This window comes from Calothrix sp. FACHB-168, assembly GCF_963889195.1.
GTDB classification, from domain to species: Bacteria; Cyanobacteriota; Cyanobacteriia; order Cyanobacteriales; family Nostocaceae; genus Aulosira; species Aulosira anomala_A.
Genome location: NZ_CAWPNJ010000001.1, coordinates 282,566 through 308,095 on the forward strand (window position 1 = coordinate 282,566; position 25,530 = coordinate 308,095).

The following is a 25,530-nucleotide window of genomic DNA, read 5'->3' on the forward strand; positions in this document are numbered from 1 at the left end:
TGAATCGTATTACATAAGGATGCGATCGCATTGCATCCCCACACAACCTTACCAATGACCAATGACAAATTTTCTATCCCAATCATTGATAAAATTCATGTACGCGCCACATGACGATTGCTGCTCAAATCCATTTACAACACTTGCTGCATGAGCATATTCAACAATTAGATTGACATATATTTTACTTGCTAACTTAGCGTCAGATGCCTATAAAATTTTATAATGTGTGCAAATACAGTGCAAATACGTAAGTATCTAATTCAATTTAGATAGATTACAAAGCTTGACTGGTTATACAGGGTTCGGTGCATCTACCTTTTAATACTGTACATCAAGGTATAAATACCGAATGAATCATCCTGACTACTCACAAAATTTAGACAGAATAATTGCCGAAGATAGTTTGCTAAATCGCATAACATCTCGAATTAGACAGTCTTTGGAACTAAAAGAGATATTAAGCACCAGTGTTACAGAAATCAGGGCATTTTTGCAGACAGATCGGGTGATGGTATATCGCTTTGATCGTGATGGTAGTGGGGAAGTAGTTGCCGAATCTATACATCAACAGCGTCTACCATCTCTGTTAGGGTTACACTTTCCGGCTACTGACATTCCCCAAGAAGCGCGAGATATGTTTCTGCGAGCGCGACAGCGTTCAATTGTGAATGTAGCCAATGGGCGGATTGGGCTGTCACCATTAGATAGTCCAGATACTGGTAAATCTCTCAGTAGTGAAAATCTCTACTATCGCACGGTAGACCAATGCCATATTGATTATCTAACGGCAATGGGCGTGCAGTCTTCGCTAGTTGTGCCTATTGTCCATCACGATCCCAAAGACCAATTAGCTAAACCTAGATTATGGGGCTTGTTGGTATCACACCACAGTACGCCCAAAAATGTTGAGAAACGGGAACTGCAATTAGTCCAGCAAGCAGCAGATCACATAGCAGTAGCGATCGCCCAAAGTCACCTACTCAACCAAGTACGTGCAGAAAAGCAGCAAGAAGCGATCGTCAATCAAATCACCACTCTCTTACATTCCTTACCAACAATTCAATGTCAAACTGCACTAGAAGCTACTGTTGCTGCTTTTGGTGGTAGTGGCGGCAGAGTTTATGTAGAACAAGGTGCCGAGTTATACACCTGCGGCGAACAGCCAACATTACCCCAAGGACAAGCAAGTAATGTTATAGAGCAGCATCCTCTTTGGCAAGACTGGCTAGGGGAATGTAAAATAGGTAACATTTGGGCAATCAACGATCTGCATAAAGAACGCCATTGGCAAGATTTAGCGCCCCTATTCTCACAAACTAAAATCCGGGGGATGTTAATTATTCCTCTCAGCTACCGTCAAAGTTTTATCGGGATTTTAACTATTTTTCGTCCTGAATTGAATCAAGAAATTTTGTGGGCGGGAGAACGAGATACCAGCGAGCGACAAAGACTACCCCGACTTTCCTTTGCAGCTTGGCTAGAAGAGAGAAAAGGACAAGCCCCTGAATGGAAACCAGAAGAAATATCCTTAGGACGCGCCATAGCCGATCAATTTGCGATCGCTATTCAACAACAGCAAATGTACCAACAAGTACAAACCCTGAACTCTAATTTAGAAAAATTAGTCACAGAGCGCACAGCCCAATTACAAAAATCTCTAGATCTCACCAGAGTCATTAAGCAAGTTTCCGATCAAATACGTCGCAATCTCGACTATAAAATCACCTTGCAAACCCTCGTTCAAGAAGTGCGCAAACTTCTGAAAACAGACAGGGTATTGATTTATCAACTTTTTGGTGACGCTGAAGGAGAAGTCATTGTTGAAGATGCAGACAGTAACTTGCGTCCAATTTTAGGGCTGAAAACACCATTAGAATGTTTTCCCGAAGAATCTGCCCGTCTTTACTTACGTGGTAGAGTCAGAGCCATAAATAATACAGCCTCAGAAGATATTACACCTTGTCATCGAGAATTTTTACTCAGTCTCCAGGTAAAAGCAAATTTAATCGTCCCCATTTCAATGGGTAACCAATTATGGGGATTAATTATTGCTCATGAGTGTTTTACACCAAGAAATTGGCAAGACGAAGAAATTGATTTGTTGCAGAATGTTGCTGATGAAGCGGTGCTAACTATTCAGCACGCACAACTATATGAAAATAGTCGTGCAGCAGAATCAGCTGCTACAGAACAAGCCAAACAACTAGTACAAGCCCTAGAGCAAATCCAAAAAACCCAAGCACAACTAATTAAAAGTGAAAAAATGTCCAGCGTTGGGATCTGGGCTTTGGGTGTCGCCCATCAAATTCAAAACCCTGTTAACTTTATCTCTTCTCATCTTTCCGATATCGGCGACAGCATCCAAAAATTGCTGGAACTTTTACGCCTATATCAATTGAACTATCCTCACCCCAACGGAGAAATTAGCTACCACACCCAAGCCGTCAATTTAGAGTTTCTGATTCAGAAATTACCGAAAATTCTCTTAACCATGAAACTACATGCCGATCGCATCAATTCTATGATGTCATCTTTACGCAGTTTTTCTTACCAAGATGTAGTCGCCATGAAAGTTACCAGCCAGTCAGACAACTCAGAAATCAGAAATGTATTCTCTGAGCAATCAGAAATCCGCTCCTCTGAATTCACCAAGGAAACCTCTTAATTAATTCTAAGCGTTTTTAAATCCCAGGTATGATTTTGGCTGACGCAGAGACGGGAAGGCTCGGTAAAGCATTAAGGTAGTCTTTCCCGTTATTTTAAAATTCAAAATTCAAAATTTAAAATTCAAAATTTAAGAGGATGTTTTAAAAGTCCTGTCGTTGGTAGCACGTAGATTGGGGAGCCACTACGTTGGACGGGTTTCCCGGCTTAAAGCATGTGGCGTTTGAGGAACGTAGACGCAAAACGGCTTCCTGTAGGGTAACCCAACAATCCAAAGTCCTGTAATTGTTGAGTTTACACAAGGTAAGCCCAACCTTTTATCTTAGAAATAGTAGTAGACCGTCCCATTGTCTTTTTAGTATGACAAATGACAATTGTAGAGACGCGATTAATCGCGTCTCTACTGCCAAATGACAAATGACAAATGACCAATGACAAATGACCAATGACAAAACGTTAAAGCCTCTCTGCAGCATCACAGAAAGGCTTGTAAAGTTTATTTGCTAAAAATTTGCTGGCTTTTTTTAAAATGCATTCATGATGGTAATAATGCTAGCGCTTGTCAAAGCAATTAAAGCGCCCATAACTATAGATACACCCAAAGAACCTGGAGTTTTTGAACTGTTCATTTTTTTGATCCCTGCAAGTTAAGGATTCTTTAAGAATATCAGGATGGTATTTTATATCCATATAAATACGGTAAAAGTTAAGATTCCGTAAAGTTTCTTAGTAAAGCCTGTAGCGATTACTTACAGAAGAGGCTGCTGAATTGCTGAAATTGATACAGATGCAAGGATTGGCAGGGCTTTCTCTATATAGATTTGCTGATGTCAAGTATATTTCTACTGATTTAGTATCAATTACTACTAAACAATAGCTTTAAAATTACCTCATTCCCTAGCGGTTTATGTGCCTTTTTGTGTACCTTTTTGGGATAAAATAAATTTTGTTGAAGTTCAAGAACCATTTAGCTAAAAATTATCATGACAGCTTCCACGATCTCTAAAACCCAAACAAGCGAATTTGATCTAGAGCAGTTAAATCAACAATTTGAAACTGCCACTCCTAAAGAGATACTGGCCTGGTCTATAGAAAATATCCCCACAGGACTGGTACAAACCAGCGCCTTTAACGTGGATGACATGATAATTACCCATATTCTTTACTCTGAACTGAAACATCCAGTCCCAGTTATTTTTCTCGATACCCTATTCCACTTCCCCCAAACCTTAGAATTAGTTGCAAAAAGCAAAGAAATCTATAACCTGGATTTGCAAACCTACAAAACTCCAGATGTAGATAGCCGCGAAGCCTTTATTGCGAAATATGGCGAAGCACTTTGGGATAAAGATATTACCCAATTCCACCAAGTAACCAAAATTGAACCTCTGATGAGAGGTTTAGACGAACTCAACACCGTAGCTTGGATTACTGGTCGTCGTCGCGACCAAGCCGTTACCCGTGCTAACATGCCCTTTGTCGAATTAGATAGCCAAGGACGCTTAAAAATTAATCCTTTAGCTAACTGGACACGCAAAGATAGCTGGCCTTACGTAGCTGAACATGGAGTAATTTACAACCCATTACACGACCAAGGTTATCCCAGCATTGGCGATGAACCCATCACCACCAAAGTTGGTGAAGGTGAAGACGAACGCGCTGGACGTTGGCGGGGAACTGGTAAAACTGAATGTGGAATTCATATTTAGTCATTAGTCAGTGGTCAGTAGTCAGTGGTCAGTTGTTAGTGGTATGCGATCAAAGTATAAGTACATCACATACACAACAACTGGCCATTGTCCGTAGTAAATAGTCAGTTGTTGGTGGTATGTGGTCAAAGTATAAATGCATCACATACACTATGGAAAAGTTTTAAAGCTAATTCCATAGCAACTGACTATATAATGAATGGCAAAATCGAATTTTGAGAACTTACAAGTTTACCAATTAGCAGAAAAACTAGCTGACGAAATTTGGAATATTGTTGGCAGATGGGATGCATTTGCTAAAGATACCGTTGGTAAACAAATTGTTCGTTCAGTAGATAGTATCGGTGCCAATATTGCAGAAGGTACTGGTCGGTACAACTTTCAGGAAAATCGCCGTTTTGTCAGAATAGCAAGAGGCTCTTTAAACGAAACTAGGTACTGGTTGCGACGAGCTTATACTAGAAATCTTTTGACAAGTGAACAAGTTGATAAGCTTAAACCAATGGTTGATCAGCTATCACCTATGTTAAACGCTTATCTCAACTCCATAGGCGATTCCGGAAAAAATCATAACCACTGACAACTGACAACTGACAACTGACAACTGACAACTAACTAATTATGATAAAAATCCTCCATCTTTCAGATATCCATATGGGGAGTAGCTTCTCCCACGGACGTATTAATCCCACAACAGGGTTGAATACACGATTGGAGGATTTTGTCAATACTTTGTCTTTATGTATTGACCGCGCGATCGCATATCCTGTAGATTTAGTCATATTTGGTGGTGATGCTTTTCCCGATGCGACTCCACCGCCTTATGTACAAGAAGCTTTTGCTAGTCAATTTCGCCGTCTGGTGGATGCAGAGATTCCGACGGTGCTGTTGGTGGGAAACCACGATCAACATTCTCAAGGGTTGGGAGGCGCGAGTTTAAATATTTACCGCACCTTGGGAGTGCGGGGTTTTGTGGTAGGCGATACTTTAACTACCCACAACATTCAAACCCGCAATGGTAAAGTGCAAGTTATTACTCTACCTTGGCTGACACGTTCCACCTTAATGACGCGCCAAGAAACTGAAGGTTTATCAATTGCAGAAGTCAATCAACTGTTAACTGACCGATTACAAGTTGTTTTAGAAGCAGAAATTCGCCGTCTCGATCCGGATGTACCTACTGTACTGTTAGCACATTTGATGGCTGACAATGCAACTTTGGGAGCCGAACGTTTATTAGCTGTGGGGAAAGGTTTTACTCTCCCCTTATCTTTATTAACCAGGCCTTGTTTTGATTATGTCGCCCTGGGACATGTGCATAAACATCAAAACCTGAATAAATCTAATAATCCCCCGGTGATATATCCCGGAAGTATTGAGCGGGTGGATTTTAGCGAAGAAAAAGAAGCTAAGGGTTATGTAATTGTAGAATTAGCACCGGGTAAAGCAGATTGGGAGTTTTGTCCTTTACCCGTGCGGACTTTTCGGACAATTGAGGTAGATTTGTCTAAGGCAGAAGATCCGCAAGCAGCATTAATTAAAGCGATCGCAAAATATGATATTCAAGATGCGGTAGTCCGGTTAATTTATAAACTTCGTTCCGAACAATTAGATGCAATTGATAACTCTTCCCTGCATGATGCTTTAAGTTCTGCTCATACCTATACTATTCAACCAGAATTAGTCAGTCAGTTGGCTAGACCCCGCATTCCCGAACTGAGTGCAAGTAGTAGCATTGATCCATTTGAAGCATTGAAAACTTACTTAAGTAATCGCGAAGATCTCAAAGATATCGCCGGCTCAATGCTAGAAGCTGCACAGAAGCTACTTGCTGATGATGTGGAAGTCTGGCTAGAAGGCGCAACTCAGGAGTAGGATGGGTAAATTTTGAACAATTGTACAGACGCGATTAATCGCGTCTCTAACAACTGACAATTAAACTTTTGGTAAGGGTTTGATGGGGATTTCAATGAAAAACTCTGTTCCCTCACCTGGTTTAGAGACACAGCGAATTTGACCTTGATGTTTTTCTACTATGATTTGATGACTAATAGATAAGCCTAGTCCCGTACCTTTCCCAACTTCCTTGGTGGTATAGAAGGGTTCAAAAATGTGCGATCGCACTTCTTCAGGAATTCCTAAACCATCATCAGCTATTTTAATTAAAATTTGTTGATTCACTATCTGGGTACTAATCCAAATAGTTAAAGGAATTTCTGGACAAGGTTTTGATAAGTCTAAATACTTTTGTTTGATAGCATGATACTTATCATCTAAGGCATCAATGCTGTTACTTAAAATATTCATTAGCACCTGATTGAATTGTGCTGGATAGCATTCTACTAAAGGTAAATCGCCATATTCTTGGATAAGTTTAATAGCTGGTCGATCGGCGTTATTTTTAAATCTATGAGCTAAAATTAGTAAAGTACTATTTAAGCCTTCATGAATATCCACTGATTTTAATCCAGCCTCATCTGTACGAGAAAAATTGCGCAGTGACAAGACAATTTGATGAATTCTTTCTGTACCGATATTCATCGACTCTATAGTTTTTGGCAAATCTTGGAGAATAAAATCTAATTCTTTCTGCTCAATTTTATTGTGAATATCTGGCAGTAAAAAATCATGCTCTCGATAAATATTAATAACCTTAATCAATTCTTGTATATATTCATTTAAATAAGTCAGATTCCCAAAAATAAAAGTAACAGGATTATTAATTTCATGGGCAACTCCCGCAATGAGTTGTCCTAAGCCAGCCATTTTTTCACCCTGAATCAATCGCGATTGCGTTTGTTTTAATTCTTGTAAAGCTTGAGTCAATTCTAGAGTTTGACGTTTAGTTTGTTCGAGTAATTCCCCTTGCTGAATGGCAATTCCTAATTGCACGCCTACTTGAGCTAGTAAATTAATTTCTTCATCTTTCCAATAGCGGGGGTGAGAATTTTGATAGGCTACTAACAATCCCCATAATTGCTCGCCTTGGCGAATGGGTACAAAAGTTTCGTTGCGTGGAAGTTCGTTATCATCATCTGTATTCACAAAACTTTCTAGTGGTATTGTTGGCGCTTGAATCAAAGGTTTCCAACCATCTTTAAAGGAATCTGCGACAAATTTACCACTCCAATCAGAATTAAACCGATAGATAGCAACTCGCTCAACTTCCAGTAATTCTAGTACAGCTTGAGTTGTGGTTTTAAAAATAGTTTGAATATCGAGGGATTGGCGGATTTTATCAATAGTTGCAGCTAGCAGCTTTTGCCGTTCCATTGCTTTATCACGCTCTGTTGCTTCTGCTAGCTGAACAGCTTGATTTTGAAATTTCTTTAAATAAGAATCTTGTTTTAAAGCTACTCCTAATTGCTCGGATATTTGATTGGCGAACTCAATTTCTGAAGGTTGCCAATAACGAGGTGCATCGCATTGATGAATACAAAGTAATCCCCAAAGTTCGCCTTGCTTTAATAAAGGAGCGACCATATTAGCGCGGACTTGAAATCTTTCCAAAATTTGGATATAGCAGTTCTTCAATTCTCCTTCATAAATATCAGCAATTGTATGCACTCTACCTTGGAGATATAGATGTGCAAATTTGTTACTAAAACAGCGATCGTAAACTTTTTCTTTAATTGCTGAACTCAAATCGGGAGCGATATCTTCATAGATCACTTCTCCTTCCCAGTCTTGTTGAGGGTCAAATCTAAATATTGCCACTCGGCTGGCTTTGAGTAATTGTCGTACTTCTTTAACAGAAGTTTGAAAAATTTTATCTAAATCTAAAGACTCGCGGATTTTGGCAATCACGCTAGTTAATGTTTTTTGTTGTTCGGCTTGGTATCTTGCATCAACTAAAAGTTCGTTATGTTGTAAAGCCACGCCTAAATTCTCGGCAACTTGGCTGACAAATTCAATTTCAGTAGTTTGCCAGTTCCGAGGATAACTGCATTGATGGACGCATAAAAACCCCCATAAAATACCTCGTTTTTGCAACGGTACTATTAAATTAGCGCGGACTTGAAATTGTGCTAAAATATCTATATGACATTGACTCATTCCCCCATCATAAATATCTGCAACAGCTTGAATTTTACCTTGTTGATAGCGCTCTACAAACTGTTTACTAAAACAGTGGTCGTAAACTTTAATGGTGATAATTGGCAGCCAATTAGGTGCAACATCTTCAGAAATAAATTCTCCTTCCCAACCTTTTTGTGGCTCGAAACAAAAAATTGCTACTCGGTCGGCTTGCAACATTTGTCGGACTTCTTTAACTGTAGTTTGGAAGATAGTATCTAAATCTAGAGATTCGCGAATGCGAGTAATAACGCTGGTTAAAGTTTGTTGTTGCTCTGTTTGAGATTTAGCTTGCAGTAGTAACTGATGGTGGCGCAAGGCTACGCCAATTTGTGTGCCAATTTTTATCAGTGATTCGACTTCATAAGCTTGCCATTCTCTAGTTGTAGAATTTTGATAAGCAGCAAGAACACCCCATAATTGATCGCCCTGAAGAATGGGAACAGTAGCGAAAGATTTAGCTTGAAATTGCTCTAATAAAATAACGTGACAATCTGATAATCCTGCTTGATAAATATCATTGACGGTAAATGTATGATTATGAGCGTAGCGTCCCCCTTGATTTTGCTGTAAATAAGTATCGCTAATCACAGCATCTACACCAACCAAAGGCGTCCAACCTTCTGTAAATGATTCAGCAACAAAGTTACCCGTCCAATCTTCATTAAAGCGAAAAATGGCAACCCGGTCAGCTTGGAGAAGTTCCCGGATCGCTTGGGTTGTCATGGTAAAAATACTTTCGATATCCAAGGGGGAACGAATTTGATCGACAATCTGAGCAATAACGCGATCGCGCTGGGCTGCTTGTGCTAATTTTGTCGCTTGGAGTTGTACTTCCTGTAGATGCTGGGCTTGTTGAATCGCAACAGTTAAATGATTAGCAATTTGGCGAATAAATTCAATTTCTGATTCTTTCCATTGACGGGGTTCGCTACACTGATGAATACACAGCAAACCCCATACTTGTTTATCTTTTAACAGGGGAACAACTAAGTTGGCACGGACTTGAAATTTACTTAAAATCTCTACATGACAGTTACTCAGTTCAGCTGCATAAATATCAGCAACCGCTTGTACTCGCCCTTGTTGATATTGATCTGCAAATTTTTCGCCAAAACAGTGGTCGTAAACTTTGGTTGCGATCACCGATTCCCAGCCAGAAGCAACTTCTTCGCAAACAAATTCACCTTCCCAATCTCTTTGACTATCGAAGCGAAAAACTGCTACCCGGTCAGCATTGAGCAATTGGAGTACAGCTGTCACCGTAGTTTGAAAAATCGTTTCTAAGTCTAAAGATTCGCGAATGCGCACAATCACACTAGCCAAAGCTTTTTGTTGCTCTAGTTGTTCTTGTAGGTCAGTATTTGACATAACATGTTGATTTTTTGCAGAAGTTGAATTGAGTTCCATTGCTCGAAAAAGTGGGAATAGCTGATAAATATATTGGTTACCAAAATTCGCTAATTTCACATCTTTAATCGCTAAAAAATGCCAAATATAGCAATTTTTTTGATTGCAAAAGCAGATGCTGATACCAATCCTCCAAAATTCAGCAACGCATCTAAACTCAGAAAACCCTTCCAGATATGGCTTTTTGAATTTTGAATTTTGAATTTTGAATTGGTATTACTTGTATATTTCCCATTTATTCAGTAGGAAATTTAAATAGCCAACGAAAATATGCAAAAGCGGATTCAAGCTAGGTAAGGATTTTTTTGTGAATTGGGGAAAATCTGCTGAGGCTTGAAAGCAGTTGACTGGATTATGATTTTAGTCACGTAATTATACTATGTGTTATGTCTAAACTACTGCCAGTTGCTTTAGCTGCCGTGACTGTTCTCGTTACCTCAACTAATCACCCTAGTTCCACTTTAGCGGGAACCTGTGCTTCTAAATGCGGCCCGAAACCAATCCAATTTACCCCTGGTCAATCTATCCGCTTAGAGGTAGTAAATAGAACATTGGGGATAGTAAAATTAGAAAAGCTCCAAGGAACCGATCCGATTCCCTTACGTCCGGGACAGGAATTGCAATTTTTTCAAGGTGATGAGATTCAGCCAAAACTTTCTCTAGCCTTCTGGGATGATATGGGATTACCACTACAAGCGACGATTTCTAAACCTGACTTTGCTACCTTACGAGTAGAATTGCGGCCAGGGAAACGCAACCCAGGCGATCGCGCTTTGAATATGCTCAGTGATGGGCGAATTAATGTGTATTAATTAGCATTTAAGCTTTAATGGGAATAGCGATCGCAAATTCTGTTCCCTCTCCCAAAACAGAATTAACTTCAATGCTACCGCCGTGTTTTTCACCGATCAGTTGTCGGGCGATCGCTAATCCTAACCCCGTACCTTTACCGACTCCCTTAGTCGTAAATAAATGGTCAAAGATTTTGGCTTGGACTTCTGCACTCATCCCTTTACCGTTATCGCGGATTTTAATGTAAACTTGGTTGGCGATCGCTTCTGTAGAGATAGTAATTTTTTGGGGATGAGCTTGCAATTGGTTAAAGCTGAGAGTTGCTGCCATTTCATCAAACATATCAATGGCGTTGGCTAAAATATTCATAAATACTTGATTTAATTGACCGGGGAAGCATTCAATTAGTGGTATATCCCCATATTCTTGCTCAATAGCGATCGCCGGACGGTGTTCGTTACCTTTGAGGCGATATTTTAAAATTAGTAGGGTACTATCAATTCCTTCATGGAGATTAGCCATGATTTTGCGATCGGTATCAGCACGGGAGAAGGTACGCAGACTATGACTAATCAATTTAATGCGGTTAGTTGCTCCCTTCATCGCGTCTAGAAGTTTTGGTAAATCTGCAATCAAAAATTCCAAATCAATATTTTCGGCGTTGTCTTGAATGGGTGTATTTGGTTGGGGATATTGTTGTTGATATAGTTCTAGATGTCCTAGTAAGTCTTTGACATAATCTTGGGCGTTATTAATACTACCATTTAAAAAACCAATCGGATTATTGACCTCATGGGCAACACCTGCAACTAAATTACCTAAAGATGCCATTTTTTCATTTTGAACTATTTGTAATTGCGATTTATTTAAATCTAAAAGTGCTTGTTTGAGTTGTTGCGTTTTTTGTTGTCGGTGATGAGATTCCAAGGTGAGGGCGATTAAATTAGCAATTGAACTGATAAAATTTTGTTCGGCTGAAGTCCAATTACGTTTTTCACCCACTTGTTCGCAACAAATAACACCACCAATGCTACCATCTACTTGAAAACTAGCATCTAGCATAGATGAAATATTGAACATATCTAGATAACCATGCCTAAATTCACAGGTGCGGGGGTCGGTTAAAGCATCATCTACGGCGATAATTGGTTGAGATTTAATTGCTAAGAAATAGGTGGGATAATCTGCTATTTTTAGTTGCGTACCTTGTGAATGTTCTTGACAAGAAAGTTGGCATAAATCTACACAATTAATTTTCGTATGCTGTTCATCAAATAGCCAAACACTTACCCGTTCTATTTGTAAAGTTTGGGCGGTGACTGCTGTTAATTCTCGGAAAGCCTCACTCAAATTTCCTTGACTAATAGCTTGACTTTGCGACAGTTGCAGCAAGGCTAAAGCTTGTTTTTGTAATGCTTGTTCATCTTGCATTAGCTGCTTTTGAGTGGTTTCTAATATTTGCAGCGATTGTTCTAACTGTTGGGCATAACTTTGAGATTTTTCATATAATCGCGCATTTTCCAGAGAAATAGCCGCTTGAATACAGAGGAAATTGAGAATGAGAAGGCGATCGCTAGTAAATACGCCACTGGTGGTAGAATTTTGCAAATACAAAATGCCAATTAAATATCCGTGATTGAGAATTGGTAAGCATAGCAGACTTTTTGGGAGTTGCTGCTGTAAATATTCATCAATTATCGGTAAATCAGTTTTGAGTTCGTCAATCATCACCACTTCTTGGGTATTTTTGACGTACTGAATTAGCTTGACTGGAACCTTGGGATTACCTTCTAGGGTTTGAGAACAAAATTCTGCGGTGTCGGGGGTGACAATAGCTTTCACTTCAAATACAGCATCATTGTTGGATAAAATTAAGGCACAGCGATCGCCCCCAGAATGTTGGAGAATAATCTGTGTGAGTTGCCAAATTAATTCATTCAGTTGAATTTTACTCGCCAGGCTGTGAGAGGCTTTCAGCACAGTAGTCAAATCTAGCCGATGATTGATACTAGAACTAGAATTGCCATTGGCGGCACTAGAAGCATGAATTGACAACTGAGAATTGTGAATTATCCCCAAGGTTTCCAATGGGTTGGGAATGGGCGTTACCTGCTGCAAAATCGGGCGGAGTAAATCAGGATAGCGCTGTTCTAAATCGTCGGTTTTGGCTTTGGCTCCCCACCGGGCGTAGCAGTAGTAAGCTTCTTGCATGTAAGTTGTCGCTATTCTATCTTTACCCCAGTTAAGGTAGAATTTGGCTGCTAATTCATTGGCTAAAGCCTCCGCTTGCAACCATTCATGTGCTTTTGCTTGGGTAATAGCGCGATCGTAATTATCTATTGCTGCTAACAAATCACCAGAAACTCGACAACTTTCTGCTGTGACTAAACAGCACAGATGCAGAAAATTTCCCGGATTATTTTCTGCCCAAATTGTTAATTGTTGTTGATATTGGCAAATTTTCTGCCAACAATTAGGCTTTTCGGCTTCTGTAAGTTGGGGATAACGAGCTAGCAGTAAAAGTGCATGAATAAAACAATGATGTACGTATGGTAATAATCCCTGGGGTGCAACATTGATAATTTCAGCTTCGGCTTGTTCGCTATAATTAAATGCAGCCTCTAGCTGTTCGCAAATTAAAAGTAGTTGGCTTTTGAGGATGTTATAAATACAAATTACTTGCCAGTTTTTATGTGTCCGACAATCTTCTAAATAATTAGCTTCGTCAATTGCAAATTTTCTGCCCAGAAATTCAGACAGAATAATTTGCCCACCAATAAATAAATCAATTGCCCACTGATTTTTATATTTTTGACTAAACGCCAAAGGTTCAGCAATTTCCGTCAATAGTTGTTCGAGATGAATACTTTGATAAAAGCGACAATACATATTATGCCCAAAGGCATAGGCAGCATATTGTAAATTACTCGATGCTAAACCGACTTGATAGGATGATAGATAATCTTCGCTAGCTGTATATAATGGATGAGACCAATGTCTTAAGGAACTACCAATCATTAAATAAGCTACACTCTCGGCAGATTTATTATTAAATACCTGCATTAACTTGAGGGTAACATCGAGCAATTCCCCCGTACCTTGATAATTATTCAGTGCATATCCACGCAAACCGCCAAAAGCCGGATAAATATAGCCAATTTCTGGACTATTGCCATATTGTAAACATAAATTTACCGCCTTAGCACAAATCACCGACCAAAGTTTTTGGTGAGAACGATAGGTTGGTGGCCCCATGCTAATTAATAGCTTGATGCCCATTTTTTGCTCTGGTTGGGTGACAATTGGTAAATCTAGCAAAGCTGAAAAAGTGCGATCGCCTAAGTAGGCTTGAATCATCGCTAATTCTCCATCTCTTACCCGCTCAAAATCTGTTTCTGGGAGATGAATATTCACTAAAGCTAATGCTTCTCTCCCGGCTTGAATTGCTTCGGGATACTTAGCTTGCAGAGTATATTGGACAATCGCCAAATTATAAACTTCGGCTTTTTCTAAAGGTGCTTTTGCCCTAGTTAAAGTCTGTTGTAGCCAAGATTCTGCTTGGTCAAAATTGCCGTTTAAATATTCAATTTCGGTACGTTCTTTAAATAAGGAAAGGCTCAAATTATCATAGCGTTCCCAGCAGTTATCCGGCAAAAGTTCTATACCCGCAGTCATATATTTTAAAGCCCCGGAATATGCTGTTGCAGCTTTGGCTTTTGTACCTGCCAATAAATTCAGCTTCGCTAATTCGATTTTTTGCGATATGGTAGTAATTAATGTTTGCCCAAGATTTAAATGATTAACGATTTCAAAAATCCGTTCTTCAATTTCTTTCGGCGATAATTTCTCTAATAACAAAGTACCAATATCAAAATGGGTAGATTGCTTTTGGGCTGGTGCAATTAGAGAATAAGCTGCTTGTTGAATGCGATCGTGTAAAAAACGATAGGCTACATTTTCGATATTAATCTTATTGGTTTCTGGCTGCTGATAATTTACATAAAATTTATATAATTGACTTTGCGGAATAATCAGCCCTTCTTGCAAAGCTGTCCACAAATCTGAAGCCACATCTGCTGCTGAATATTCGCAAACAATCGCTAAAGTATCTAAATCAAAAGAGTTACCAATACAAGCAGCTAACTTGAGGATATTTTGTGTTTCTGAGGGTAGCTTTTGTAACTGTTGAGCAATAAATTCTACTACATCATCAGTTAGAGACAGGGCTTTGATTTGGGCAATATCGCATTCCCAATAGCCTTGATAATGATTAAAGGTAATTTGCCCATCTTCATATAAAGCTTTGAGAAATTGGGTGATAAAAAAAGGATTACCTTGAGTTTTAGCGGTAATTAATTCACTTAAAGGATGCGCTCTCTTTGTTGCACAATGTAAGGTATCAGCTACCAACTGATTTGTATCATTCCAAGTTAAGGGGGCGAGGCTAATAATATTTACAGTCTTACCCGATTTGTGCAATTCCTCTACCGTCAAGCTAAAGGGGTGTGTGGGAGAGACTTCATTATCCCGATAAGCCCCCAATAACAGTAAATATTGGCGATCCTCCATCAGCAGTTTAATTAACTGTAGAGAAGCTAAATCTGCCCACTGTAAGTCATCCAAAAATATGACTAAGGGATGTTGTTTTTTAGTGAAGACAGCAATAAAATTTTGAAACAGCAAATTAAACCGATTCTGGGCGGCATTTCCCGATAATTCGGCTGCGGATGGTTGTTTACCAATAATTTTTTCAAGTTCAGGAATCACCTCGACAATTACTTGGGCATTTTCTCCCAACGCCGCCAAAATTTGCCCGCGCCATTGCTTTAAATTGGCATCTGATTCTGATAATAATTGTCCCATTAAATCACGCAAGGCTTGTACAAAAGCACTCAAGGGAATATTACGATTAAATTGGTCAAATTTACCTTTAATAAAATACCCTTTTTGTCTGGTAATAGGTTTGTGAACTTCGTTAATAATCACCGTTTTGCCAATCCCGGAAAATCCCGCAACTAGCATCATTTCTGATGTGCCATTAACAACCCGTTCAAAGGCTTGGAGTAAGGTATTAACTTCTGATTCGCGCCCATATAATTTTTCGGGGATGAGAAAGCGATCGCATATATCCCGTTGTGCAATTTGAAAGTTGCTAATTTCCCCTGTATCTTTAATTTGGGCTAAACAAGTTTCTAAATCATGCTTTAATCCCAAAGCATTTTGATATCTATCTTCGGCATTTTTCGCCAGCAACTTCATGACAATATTCACCAGTACTGACGGAATTTCTGGATTGATAATTGCATTGGGTTGTTTAGCAAGATGACAATGTATTAATTCCAGGGGATCTTCACAATTAAATGGTAACTCTCCAGTCAATATTTCATAAAATGTCACGCCCAAAGCATAAAAATCGCTACGGTAATCTATACCGCGATTCATTCTTCCGGTTTGTTCGGGAGAAATATAAGCTAATGTCCCTTCTAAAACATTCGGACTTTTAATTTCTGTGGTTTCTTTGGGTAATAGGGAAGCGATACTAAAATCAATTAGTTGTAATTGTTTGGTTTGGGGGTTAATGAGAATATTGGCAGGTTTGATATCTTTATGAATTGCCCGCCTGTGGTGTAAATTATGCAGAATATTGGTTAATTGAATAGCAACACTGAAAAAATCTCTCAAGGATAAATCATGAGTTTTAATATATTCCCGCAGAGAAATTTCTCCTGTATCTGCCATCACCAAAATATAACCATTGTTATATGTTTCTAAGGCTAATGGCTGCAAAATCCCCGGAATTTGCAGAGATTTAGTAATAGTATATTGGTGGCGAAATTGAACTAATTCTTGGAAGTGGGGAAATTCACAAACTAGAAGTTTGATGACTACTGCAACTCGATCTGATTCGCGAATAGCTCGATACACCTTAGTTCTCGCACCAGCATATATTTGCGAGCAAATTTGATATCCGGGAATCGTCGGATTGTAAGTTTCAGTCGTCATATCAACATCCCTTATGATAAAAGCTGGTGTTTGCCGTCTGAAGCTAGTATTCCCAATTTTAGATTTTAGATTTTAAATAAAATCCACGCATTCAAAATTTATTGACGGTTGACGGTTGACGGTTGACTGTTGACTGCGCCGCACTGAGCTTGTCGAAGTGTTGACTGTTAAGAGAGATTTTCATGCTCTCGTTATGCGATCGAGGGCATCTGTCTGACAATGTCTTTAATGGGCGAATTTTGAATTGTTAATGAGATTAATTGTTGATGGGAATAGCAATGATAAATTCTGTGCCTTCTCCTAACACAGAATTTACTTGAATGGTTCCACCATGCTTATCTTCAACAATTTGACGCGCGATCGCTAATCCTAATCCCGTACCTTTACCAACTGATTTGGTAGTAAATAAATGGTCGAAGATATGTGTTTTAACATCTTCACTCATGCCTTTGCCATTATCAGCAATTGATACGTAAAGTGTGTTATTTTCAATTATCGTTTTCACGATAATTTTTTGCGGATTGCACTCCATTTCCGCAAAACTTCGCCCAGCAACAGACTCATCTAAAGCATCAATAGCATTAGCGAGAATATTCATAAATACCTGATTTAGCTGTCCCGGAAAACAAGGAACTGTCGGTAAATTAGCGTATTCTGTGACTACGGTAATTTCTGGACGGTGTTTGTTAGCTTTGAGGCGATGTTTGAGAATTAAAATTGTACTATTAATGCCTTCATTAATATTAAAGGGTACTTTATAATCACGATCGGCACGGGAAAAAGTTCTAAGACTGTTGCTGATATTATTTAATCGCTCACAAGCAATTACCATTGAATCGAGCATTTTTGGTAAGTCTTCTAAGCTATAATCTAAATCAATTTCTGCCGCATGATTGAGAATTTCTGCGTCGGCATTGGGGATAATTTCTTCATATAATTTGATGTGTTCTGTAATATCAGCCACAATAGGTTTTGCTTGTTTGAGACTCGCAGAAATAAATCCTAAGGGATTATTCATTTCATGAGCTACCCCAGCAACTAAGTTACCGAGTGCAGACATTTTTTCATTTTGGATCATTTGCAGTTGAGTTTGTTGCAGTTCTCGCAGAGTGTTTTCTAGTTCTTGTGATTTTTGTCGCAGTGCGGCTTCAGCCTGTTTGCGATCGCTAATATCGCGAATAATGGTTGATAGATATGCCAATTCACCATTGGTATTTTTGTGCGCAATTATCACTTGCGATACCGGAATTTCATTTCTGTGATAATCGAAAATAGCTGACTCACCAATCCAAATTCCTTGGCTGATAGCGGTGGGAATAGCGATATTTTGGATGAAATCCATCGCTGGCGCTGGGGTAATAGCAGAAATGTTAAATCCCGCTTTTATCTGCCAAACGCGCTCTCCGGCTGGGTTTGTGTAAAGAGTATTACCGTTTGCATCAGCAATACCCACAATATCTGGAGTAGCATTCACAATTGTTAGCAGTCGCTGTTGCTCTTGTTCTGCAAGTTTGCGTTCGCTAATATCAATCACAATCCCATCCCATACCATTTCCCCATCTTCACCGCGTTCTGGCTGAGAAACTGCTTCTACCCATTTGATATTGCCATGAGGTGTAATAATCCGCCATTGATGTTGAAATGGGGTGAGATTTGCGGCTGATTGTAGAGTGAGGCGTAGTATTTCGGCTCCATCATCGGGATGTTCAAAATCACGCAAGCTGTATTTCCCTGAGAGCAAATCCTCTGCGGCTACTTCATAAAGAGTTTGACATCCAGAACTGACGTAGGAAATAGAAGATGAACCATCGGCTTGAATGCGAATCTGATAAATCAATCCGGGAATATTATTTGCGAGTTTTTGAAAGCGGTTTTCACTGAGGCGTAATTTTTCTAGAGATTCTTCTAATTTTTGTCCATAAATTCGCGAATCTTGATAAAGACGGGCATTTTCTAGAGAAATGGCAGATTGAGTACAGAGGAAGTTAAGAATTAAAATGCGATCGCTACTAAATACACCTCTAGCGGAGCTATTTTTTAAATATAAAATACCAATTAAATGCCCTTGATTGAGAATTGGCAAGCAAAGCAGGCTTTTTGGCTGTCTTTGAGCTAAATATTCATCAATTACAGGCAAATCGGTTTTTAGTTCGTCAATTACCACAACTTCTTGGGCATTTTTGACGTACTGTATCAACTTTAGCGGTAAGTTGGGATTCCCTTCTAACAGTTCGCTACAAAGTTCTGTGGTTTCAGATGTCGCAATGGCTCTCACCTGCCATTCTCCGTCACTGTTGGGTAAGATTAAAGCACAGCGATCGCCTCCAGAATGTTGGAGAATAATCTGAGTGAGTTGATGTATGAGTTCATCGAGGTGAATTGTACTAGATAGACTTTGGGAAGCTTTGAGAATCGCTGCAAAATCTAAAGCCGTATTCACGCTGGTGCTGGATGAAAGTGTAGTTGTAGTCGCGGTATATTTTGCGAAATTCAGCCCCGTCATCGAAGCTAAAGTTTCCAGAGGATTTAAGCTGGTTGCTGCTTGCTGAAAAATAGGGCGCAGTAAATCGGGATAGCTATTTTCTAAATCGTCAGTTTTGGCTTTTGCACCCCAACGGGCATAACAATAGTAGGCTTCTTGCATATAAACTGCGGCTATCTTCTCTTTACCCCAATTGAGGTAAAATTTCGCCGCTAGTTCATTGCTGATTGCTTCTTCTTGCAGATAACCGTGGGTTTTTGCAGCATTAATCGCTAATTCATAATGCTCAATTGCCGCCGCAAATTGCCCCAAAATGCGATCGCGTTCTGCTGCTACTAGTTCCCAACGATGTTGATGATTGAAGGGGGTACGAGTCGCCCAATTTTGGAGTTGTTCTTGATGGGTATTAACTCGCTCAAGAATCGCTAATTTTTCGTCAGTGTCAGCATCCTCATAAATTGCCAGATGAATTAAAGCATCATAAAATACTTGGATCACAATCATCACATAGCCAATGCTGGCATCGCTGAATTCTTCTGCTATGGCTACTGCTTGCAAGGCTGCTTCGTATTCTCCAAACAGATAATTCAGACTAGCTTGGCATAAAGAAAGGTGAAATAATCCCCCGCGATCGTGGGTAGCTTGAAAATGAGGTAATATTTGGCTGGCATCGAAGACTTTACCTTGTAAACAATAAGGAACTTCATTGTCACCCAATAAGTTAAGAATTGTTTGCTGGTAACACTCATGATATTTTAGTGGCGCTTCTTGCTTGACTTGGCTGATAGCTTGCCGATAAGCCTCCATTTCTTTAGCCAAATCAGTTAATTCTCGACCACTCCAATAACTATACTGTCCGTAGATCATTAAATTCAAGGCTACGCATTCCCAGTCTCCGTTTTCCAGCCCATTTTGATAGCCTTCTAAAACAGAGGGAATCGTGTGATGCAAAGGTTCTTTCCAGTGGCGAATAAAGCTGTTGAAAATAAAGTAAGCCCTGCTTTTAAAGGCATTAATTTGCAATTTCTCTAATAACTTTAATCCCAGTTGTCCAAATTCATACCCAGCATCAATATCGTCCATGAAACTACAGAGCATCAATCCATAGTCTGCATAGGCAAAGATGGAAATCGGCGCATTCCCAAACAGGATAGAAATCTCAACTTCTTTAAACACAAGTAGCGGTAACAGTGTCGGTGCGGCAATGTATGCAGCTGCCATCAATTTTGTCAAAATTTGCATAACTGCAAGTTGCTGCGCATCGCTCATCGCTGGCAAATCTAGCAAACTCATGGGTGTACGCCCTTGCCAAAGTTGCCTTGTTTGCTCGGCAGCTGCGCCAATATCTGCCATAGTTGGCTGTTGAGGAAATTCTACGCCAAGAGATTTCAGCACTTGTAACCCAGTCTCAACTACCTGCAACAATTTACCTTGAGACCGCAATGCCATAATTTGAGTTTCATGGACTTTAATAGTATCCAGTAAAGAAGTTGCAGATTGCAAGACAATCTCACCCCATGCTGCTAGCTTGTCAAAGTCTAAGTTCAGACAAGCAGCTTCTAAGCGCTCGTGATGTAATTTCAGGGTGAATGGGTATTGTGTATTCCAAGTATCAGGGGGTAGTAAATCAATTGCTTGGGTAAAATATTTCACCGCCGCATCATAGGCGATCGCATTTTTGGCTTTACACCCTGCAATTAAATTTAGTCGCGCTATTTCTAGCTTTTTCTCTGGCTGGGTAACTAAATCAATACCTACATTTAAATGGTTGACAATTTCAAATATATATGTATCTAGTTGCTCTGGGGGAGTGTGAGATAGTAATAACTCCCCAATCCTCAAATGGGTGGCTGATTTATCCGCGTCTGCAATGAGTTTGTCAGCAGCTTGTTGAATGCGATCGTGGAGAAAGCGATAAGTTAAATTAACAGACTGCGTTTCTAGAGTTTGTGCGGCGTTTTCTACCTGAAAGAATTTATAAGTCTGACTGGTGGGTAAAATTAACCCCTCTTGCAAAGCTTTCCATAAAGCTGTAGCGGTATAAGTTGACGATTGTTGAGATGCGATCGCTAAGGTAGTTAAATCAAAAGTATTGCCGATACAAGCGGCTAATTTCAGTACATTTTGGGTTTCTGGCGGCAATTTTTGCAATTGCTGCGCCATAAACTCCACTACATCATCGGTAAGAGATAAAGCGTTGATTTGCGCCATATCACATTCCCAATAACCTTGGTTACGATTAAAGGTAATTTGCCCATCTTCAGATAAAGCTTTGAGAAACTGGGTAATAAAAAAGGGGTTACCTTGGGTTTTACGGGCGATTAATTCTGTGAGAGGATGGGTTCGGGCAGTGGAACATTGCAAAGTATCCGCAACTAAGTGATTGATATCGCTTACAGCCAAGGGTTTCAGGGTAATTGTATTAATTGTTGTCCCCGCTTTCAGCAATTCCTCGACTGTCAGCATTAAGGGGTGTGCTGGCGAAACTTCATTATCTCGGTAAGCACCCAACAACAGCAGATGTCCATTATCTGCCATTACCAGCTTAATTAAATGTAAAGATGCTAAATCTGCCCATTGTAAGTCATCGAGAAATATGACTAAGGGATGTTCTTTTGTAGTAAAGACAGAAATAAACTTTTGGAATAATAAATTAAAGCGATTTTGTGCGGCTGTTCCCGATAATTCTGGCGCTGGGGGTTGTTTCCCAATAATAATTTCTAATTCGGGAATTACCTCAATTAAAACTTGCCCATTTTCGCCCAAAACATCCAAAAATTTGCTTTTCCATCCTTGCAGTTGGCTGTCAGACTCACATAACAATTGTCCGATTAAATCCCGCAAGGCTTGCACAAAAGCGGATAGGGGAATATTACGATTAAATTGATCGAATTTACCTTTGATAAAATACCCTTGCTGACGGGTAATGGGTTTGTGAACTTCATTGACTACCGCAGTTTTCCCAATCCCCGAAAATCCCGCTACTAGCATTATTTCTGATGTGCCATTGGCGACACGTTCAAAGGCTTGGAGTAAGGTGGCAACTTCTTCCTCTCGCCCATATAATTTTTCTGGGATTAGGAAGCGATCGCACGCATCCCTCTGCCCAATTGTAAAATATTTAATCTCGCCTGTATCTTGCAGTTGGGCTAAACAAGTTTCTAAATCATGCTTTAATCCCAAAGCACTTTGATATCTATCTTCGGCATTTTTCGCCATTAATTTCATTACAATATCCGCAATTACCTGTGGGATATTTTCTCTACATTCCAAGCCAGTTGGTGTTTTTGCAATATGACAATGCAGCAACTCTAAGGGATCTTCTGAGAGAAATGGCAATTCTCCAGATAATATTTCATATAAGGTAACACCAAGAGAATAAAAATCACTGCGATAATCTATTCCCCGATTCATTCTCCCTGTTTGCTCTGGAGAAATATAAGCTAAAGTTCCTTCTAAAACATGGGGATTGTTAATTTCTTGAGTTTCTTTGCCCAGTAAGGAAGCAATACTAAAATCTATTAATTGAATTTGTTTTGTTTGGCAATTAATCAGTATATTTGCTGGTTTTATATCTTTATGAATTACATTATTTTGGTGCAACCAGTGAAGAATACTAGTTAATTGAATTGCAATTTCCAAGAATTCCCTTAAGGATAGATTTGTAATTTTAATATATTCTCTTAAAGAAATTTCTCCTCCGTCTTTCATGACTAAAATATAACCATTAGCGTAACTTTCTAATCCCAAAGGCTGACTAATACCGGGAATATGCAGATTTTTACTGATGGTATATTGATTACGAAATTGGAGTAATTCAGTAAAGCTAGGAAATTGAGAATTCAGAAGTTTAATGACTACTGGAAGTCCATCCCGCTCGCGGATAGCTCGATATACACTCGTGCAAGAACTTGCATAAAGTTGCGAGCTAATTTGATAACCAGGAATAAGGGGTTTAAGGTTCTCTGTAGTCATTTGTACTGACAAGATAATGTAAATTGATTTTTGGGTTTCTAGCCTTTGATAACGCTGAACTTACAAAAGGTGCTGTAAGCACGTTGAGACAAATTTATTATTCCCATGAATAAGTTGTTGACTAACGGTAAAGGCTGTAAGTCTTTTACATTTGTTAATTTAATGATGCAAATAACTAGCAAAATTGAGCAGTTTGCGCTATGAGTTATGAGGGTTAAGAATAACTGTTATTGTGAATTGTGCTAGACATTGCTCCTTCAGAAACATCAAAACCTCGTAGACGCTTACCAAATCAACGTTGGCAAATTTACCCACAAAAAACGGAATTTGCCCAAAAATTGGCTTTATCCAGTCAAATATCACCTATTATTAGCCAGCTTTTAATTAACCGGGGAATTGAAAGCTTAGAAGCAGCAAAAGCCTTTTTAGAGCCAGAATCTCTAGTTTTACCTGCGCCATTAGAAGAATTTCCCGACTTGGCGCTGAGTGTGGAGTTATTGGAAAATGCGATCGCCTCAGCAGAAAAAATTGCTATTTGCGGTGATTATGACGCGGATGGAATGACTAGCACCGCTTTACTATTGCGCAGTCTCCAGGCTCTAGGTGCTAAAGTTGATTATGCTATCCCTAGCCGAATGCATGATGGTTATGGCATTAATAAACGTATTGTGGAAGAATTCCACAGTGAAGGCGTGGGATTAATTCTCACCGTTGATAACGGGATTTCTGCTTATGAACCCATCGCCAGAGCTAGAGAACTGGGATTAAAGGTAATTGTCACCGATCATCATGACATTCCCCAACAATTACCACCCGCAAATGCTATTCTCAACCCGAAATTAATCGCTGAATCTTCACCCTATCGAGGCGTTGCGGGTGTCGGTGTCGCCTATATTCTGGCGGTATCCCTAGCACAACAGCTAGATGAAACTAGGGGTTTAGTTCAGCCGATGTTAGCATTATTTACCTTGGGCACGATCGCAGATTTGGCTCCCTTAACCGGCGTCAACCGTCGCTGGGTAAAACGCGGTTTACAGCTTTTACCTAAATCCCGGTTACCAGGGATACAGGCGTTGATTCAAATGGCGGGAGTTCAGGGGAGTGAACCAATTCAAAATTCAAAATACCCTGCGGGAAGCGCAGAGCGCTACAAAATTCAAAATTCAGAAGAAGTTGATATCAATCCAAAATCCAAAATCCAAAATCCAAAATCGTTAAAGCCTGAGGATATTGGCTTTCGTTTGGGGCCGAGAATTAATGCGATCGGGAGAATTGGCGATCCGCAGATTGTGATTGATTTATTGACTACAGATGATATGGGAATCGCGCTGGAAAGAGCAATGCAGTGCGAATCGGTGAATCAACAGCGCCAGGAAATGTGCGAGCAAATTGAACAAGAAGCGATCGCTTATGTGGAAACTGAATTTATCGCATCACTCCCAGATGACCGAGTATTATTAGTTGTTCAACCAAAATGGCATCATGGTGTAATCGGAATTGTCGCTTCCCGTTTGGTAGAACGCTACGGTGTGCCTGTATTTATTGCTACTTATGAAGATGATACACACATTCGCGGTTCCGCCAGAGGAATTCCGGAATTTCACGTATTTGAAGCCTTACAAGCTTGTGATGATTTATTAGGTAAATATGGCGGACACAAAGCTGCTGGTGGATTTTCTTTATCTGTAGAAAATTTAGCAAAATTGCGATCGCGTTTGATTGAATTTGCCAATCAATGCTTAGAACCCCAGCACCTCAAGCCATTATTGAAAATTGACACCCAAGTCAATTTTAGTGAAATCAATTACCAGCTTTACCAACAGCTGAATGCTTTGCATCCCTGCGGTATCGATAATCCCGATCCAGTCTTCTGGACACCGAATGTGCAAGTAGTCGAACAGCAAATAGTCGGGAAAGGACATATCAAACTTACACTTGCCCAAACTATCGACGGACAACAGTATAAAATTAAAGCGATCGCTTGGCGGTGGCGCGACTACTACCCCCTACCCTCGCGCGTCGATATTGCTTATAAATTGCGAGAAAATAACTTTAATGGCAATACCAGCATCGAGATGGAACTTATAGGACTGCGACTAACAACCCAGTCTCACCTATTTGGAACTTCCTCACCTCGTCCCTTAAAAACCACCTTTGAGTACAAACAACGTCAGTACAGTTGTGGTATTTTTCACCCAGGTTCCTTACCAGAACTGAGAATTAAAAATCCTGAAGGCAAAGTTTTAGTGATGCAACCAGGACATACAATTGGTTTACTCGGCAATAGCCGTGAAGATGCCCAAGAAATTGATGTCTGTCAACCACAGTATGACAACATCATTCAAGCTGCACTTCAGGCTTTATCTGTACTGCACAATCAATCCTGAATTTTCAGACATCGAAGCTCAGAGCAGC

General features: G+C 39.7%; 9 protein-coding genes. 6 read left to right on the top strand and 3 right to left on the bottom strand.

Going from position 1 to position 25,530, the window contains the following annotated elements:
* Positions 1-352 precede the first annotated feature (352 nt).
* The 4 genes from AACW45_RS01160 (at position 353) to sbcD (ending at position 6,251) form a co-directional block, all read left to right on the top strand.
* On the top strand, positions 353-2,668 hold the full coding sequence (locus tag AACW45_RS01160) for a GAF domain-containing protein (protein ID WP_190626842.1): 2,316 nt from the start codon (positions 353-355) through the stop codon (positions 2,666-2,668).
* A 982-nt stretch (positions 2,669-3,650) separates the two neighbouring features.
* Positions 3,651-4,376 carry a phosphoadenosine phosphosulfate reductase gene (cysH, locus tag AACW45_RS01165; RefSeq protein ID WP_190626843.1) on the top strand — a complete coding sequence of 242 codons (726 nt, stop codon included), beginning with the start codon at positions 3,651-3,653 and terminating at the stop codon, positions 4,374-4,376.
* A 199-nt stretch (positions 4,377-4,575) separates the two neighbouring features.
* The gene (locus AACW45_RS01170) at positions 4,576-4,956 is read left to right on the top strand and encodes a four helix bundle protein (protein WP_190626846.1); all 381 of its coding nucleotides are present in this window, start codon (positions 4,576-4,578) and stop codon (positions 4,954-4,956) included.
* 41 nt (positions 4,957-4,997) lie between these two features.
* Entirely contained in the window at positions 4,998-6,251 is a 1,254-nt protein-coding gene (gene sbcD / locus AACW45_RS01175; RefSeq protein WP_190626849.1) for an exonuclease subunit SbcD, read from the top strand.
* A gap of 60 nt (positions 6,252-6,311) precedes the next feature.
* Here sbcD and AACW45_RS01180 read toward each other — a convergent pair whose 3' ends face one another.
* The gene (locus tag AACW45_RS01180) at positions 6,312-9,824 is read right to left on the bottom strand and encodes a GAF domain-containing sensor histidine kinase (RefSeq protein WP_242045431.1); all 3,513 of its coding nucleotides are present in this window, start codon (positions 9,822-9,824) and stop codon (positions 6,312-6,314) included.
* 425 nt (positions 9,825-10,249) lie between these two features.
* Here AACW45_RS01180 and AACW45_RS01185 point away from each other — a divergent pair, with 425 nt between their 5' ends.
* On the top strand, positions 10,250-10,675 hold the full coding sequence (locus AACW45_RS01185) for a hypothetical protein (protein ID WP_190538279.1): 426 nt from the start codon (positions 10,250-10,252) through the stop codon (positions 10,673-10,675).
* 7 nt (positions 10,676-10,682) lie between these two features.
* Here AACW45_RS01185 and AACW45_RS01190 read toward each other — a convergent pair whose 3' ends face one another.
* The gene (locus tag AACW45_RS01190; RefSeq protein WP_190626851.1) at positions 10,683-16,658 is read right to left on the bottom strand and encodes a trifunctional serine/threonine-protein kinase/ATP-binding protein/sensor histidine kinase; all 5,976 of its coding nucleotides are present in this window, start codon (positions 16,656-16,658) and stop codon (positions 10,683-10,685) included.
* Positions 16,659-16,914: 256 nt separating this feature from the next.
* A complete protein-coding gene (locus AACW45_RS01195) occupies positions 16,915-23,115 on the bottom strand; it encodes an ATP-binding sensor histidine kinase (protein WP_190626854.1) in 6,201 nt (2,066 codons plus the stop codon).
* A 239-nt stretch (positions 23,116-23,354) separates the two neighbouring features.
* On the opposite strand from AACW45_RS01195, the gene AACW45_RS01200 reads away from it, so the two are divergent.
* A complete protein-coding gene (locus AACW45_RS01200) occupies positions 23,355-25,502 on the top strand; it encodes a single-stranded-DNA-specific exonuclease RecJ (protein ID WP_190626856.1) in 2,148 nt (715 codons plus the stop codon).
* The last annotated feature ends 28 nt before the right edge of the window (positions 25,503-25,530 follow it).

Bases quoted from the DNA above. Each gene is read 5' to 3' on its own strand.
- AACW45_RS01160 (WP_190626842.1), top strand. From the start codon at position 353: ATGAATCATCCTGACTACTCACAAAATTTAGACAGAATAATTGCCGAA.
- AACW45_RS01180 (WP_242045431.1), bottom strand. From the start codon at position 9,824: ATGTCAAATACTGACCTACAAGAACAACTAGAGCAACAAAAAGCTTTG.
- cysH (WP_190626843.1), top strand. From the start codon at position 3,651: ATGACAGCTTCCACGATCTCTAAAACCCAAACAAGCGAATTTGATCTA.
- sbcD (WP_190626849.1), top strand. From the start codon at position 4,998: ATGATAAAAATCCTCCATCTTTCAGATATCCATATGGGGAGTAGCTTC.
- AACW45_RS01185 (WP_190538279.1), top strand. From the start codon at position 10,250: ATGTCTAAACTACTGCCAGTTGCTTTAGCTGCCGTGACTGTTCTCGTT.
- AACW45_RS01170 (WP_190626846.1), top strand. From the start codon at position 4,576: ATGGCAAAATCGAATTTTGAGAACTTACAAGTTTACCAATTAGCAGAA.
- AACW45_RS01195 (WP_190626854.1), bottom strand. From the start codon at position 23,115: ATGACTACAGAGAACCTTAAACCCCTTATTCCTGGTTATCAAATTAGC.
- AACW45_RS01190 (WP_190626851.1), bottom strand. From the start codon at position 16,658: ATGACGACTGAAACTTACAATCCGACGATTCCCGGATATCAAATTTGC.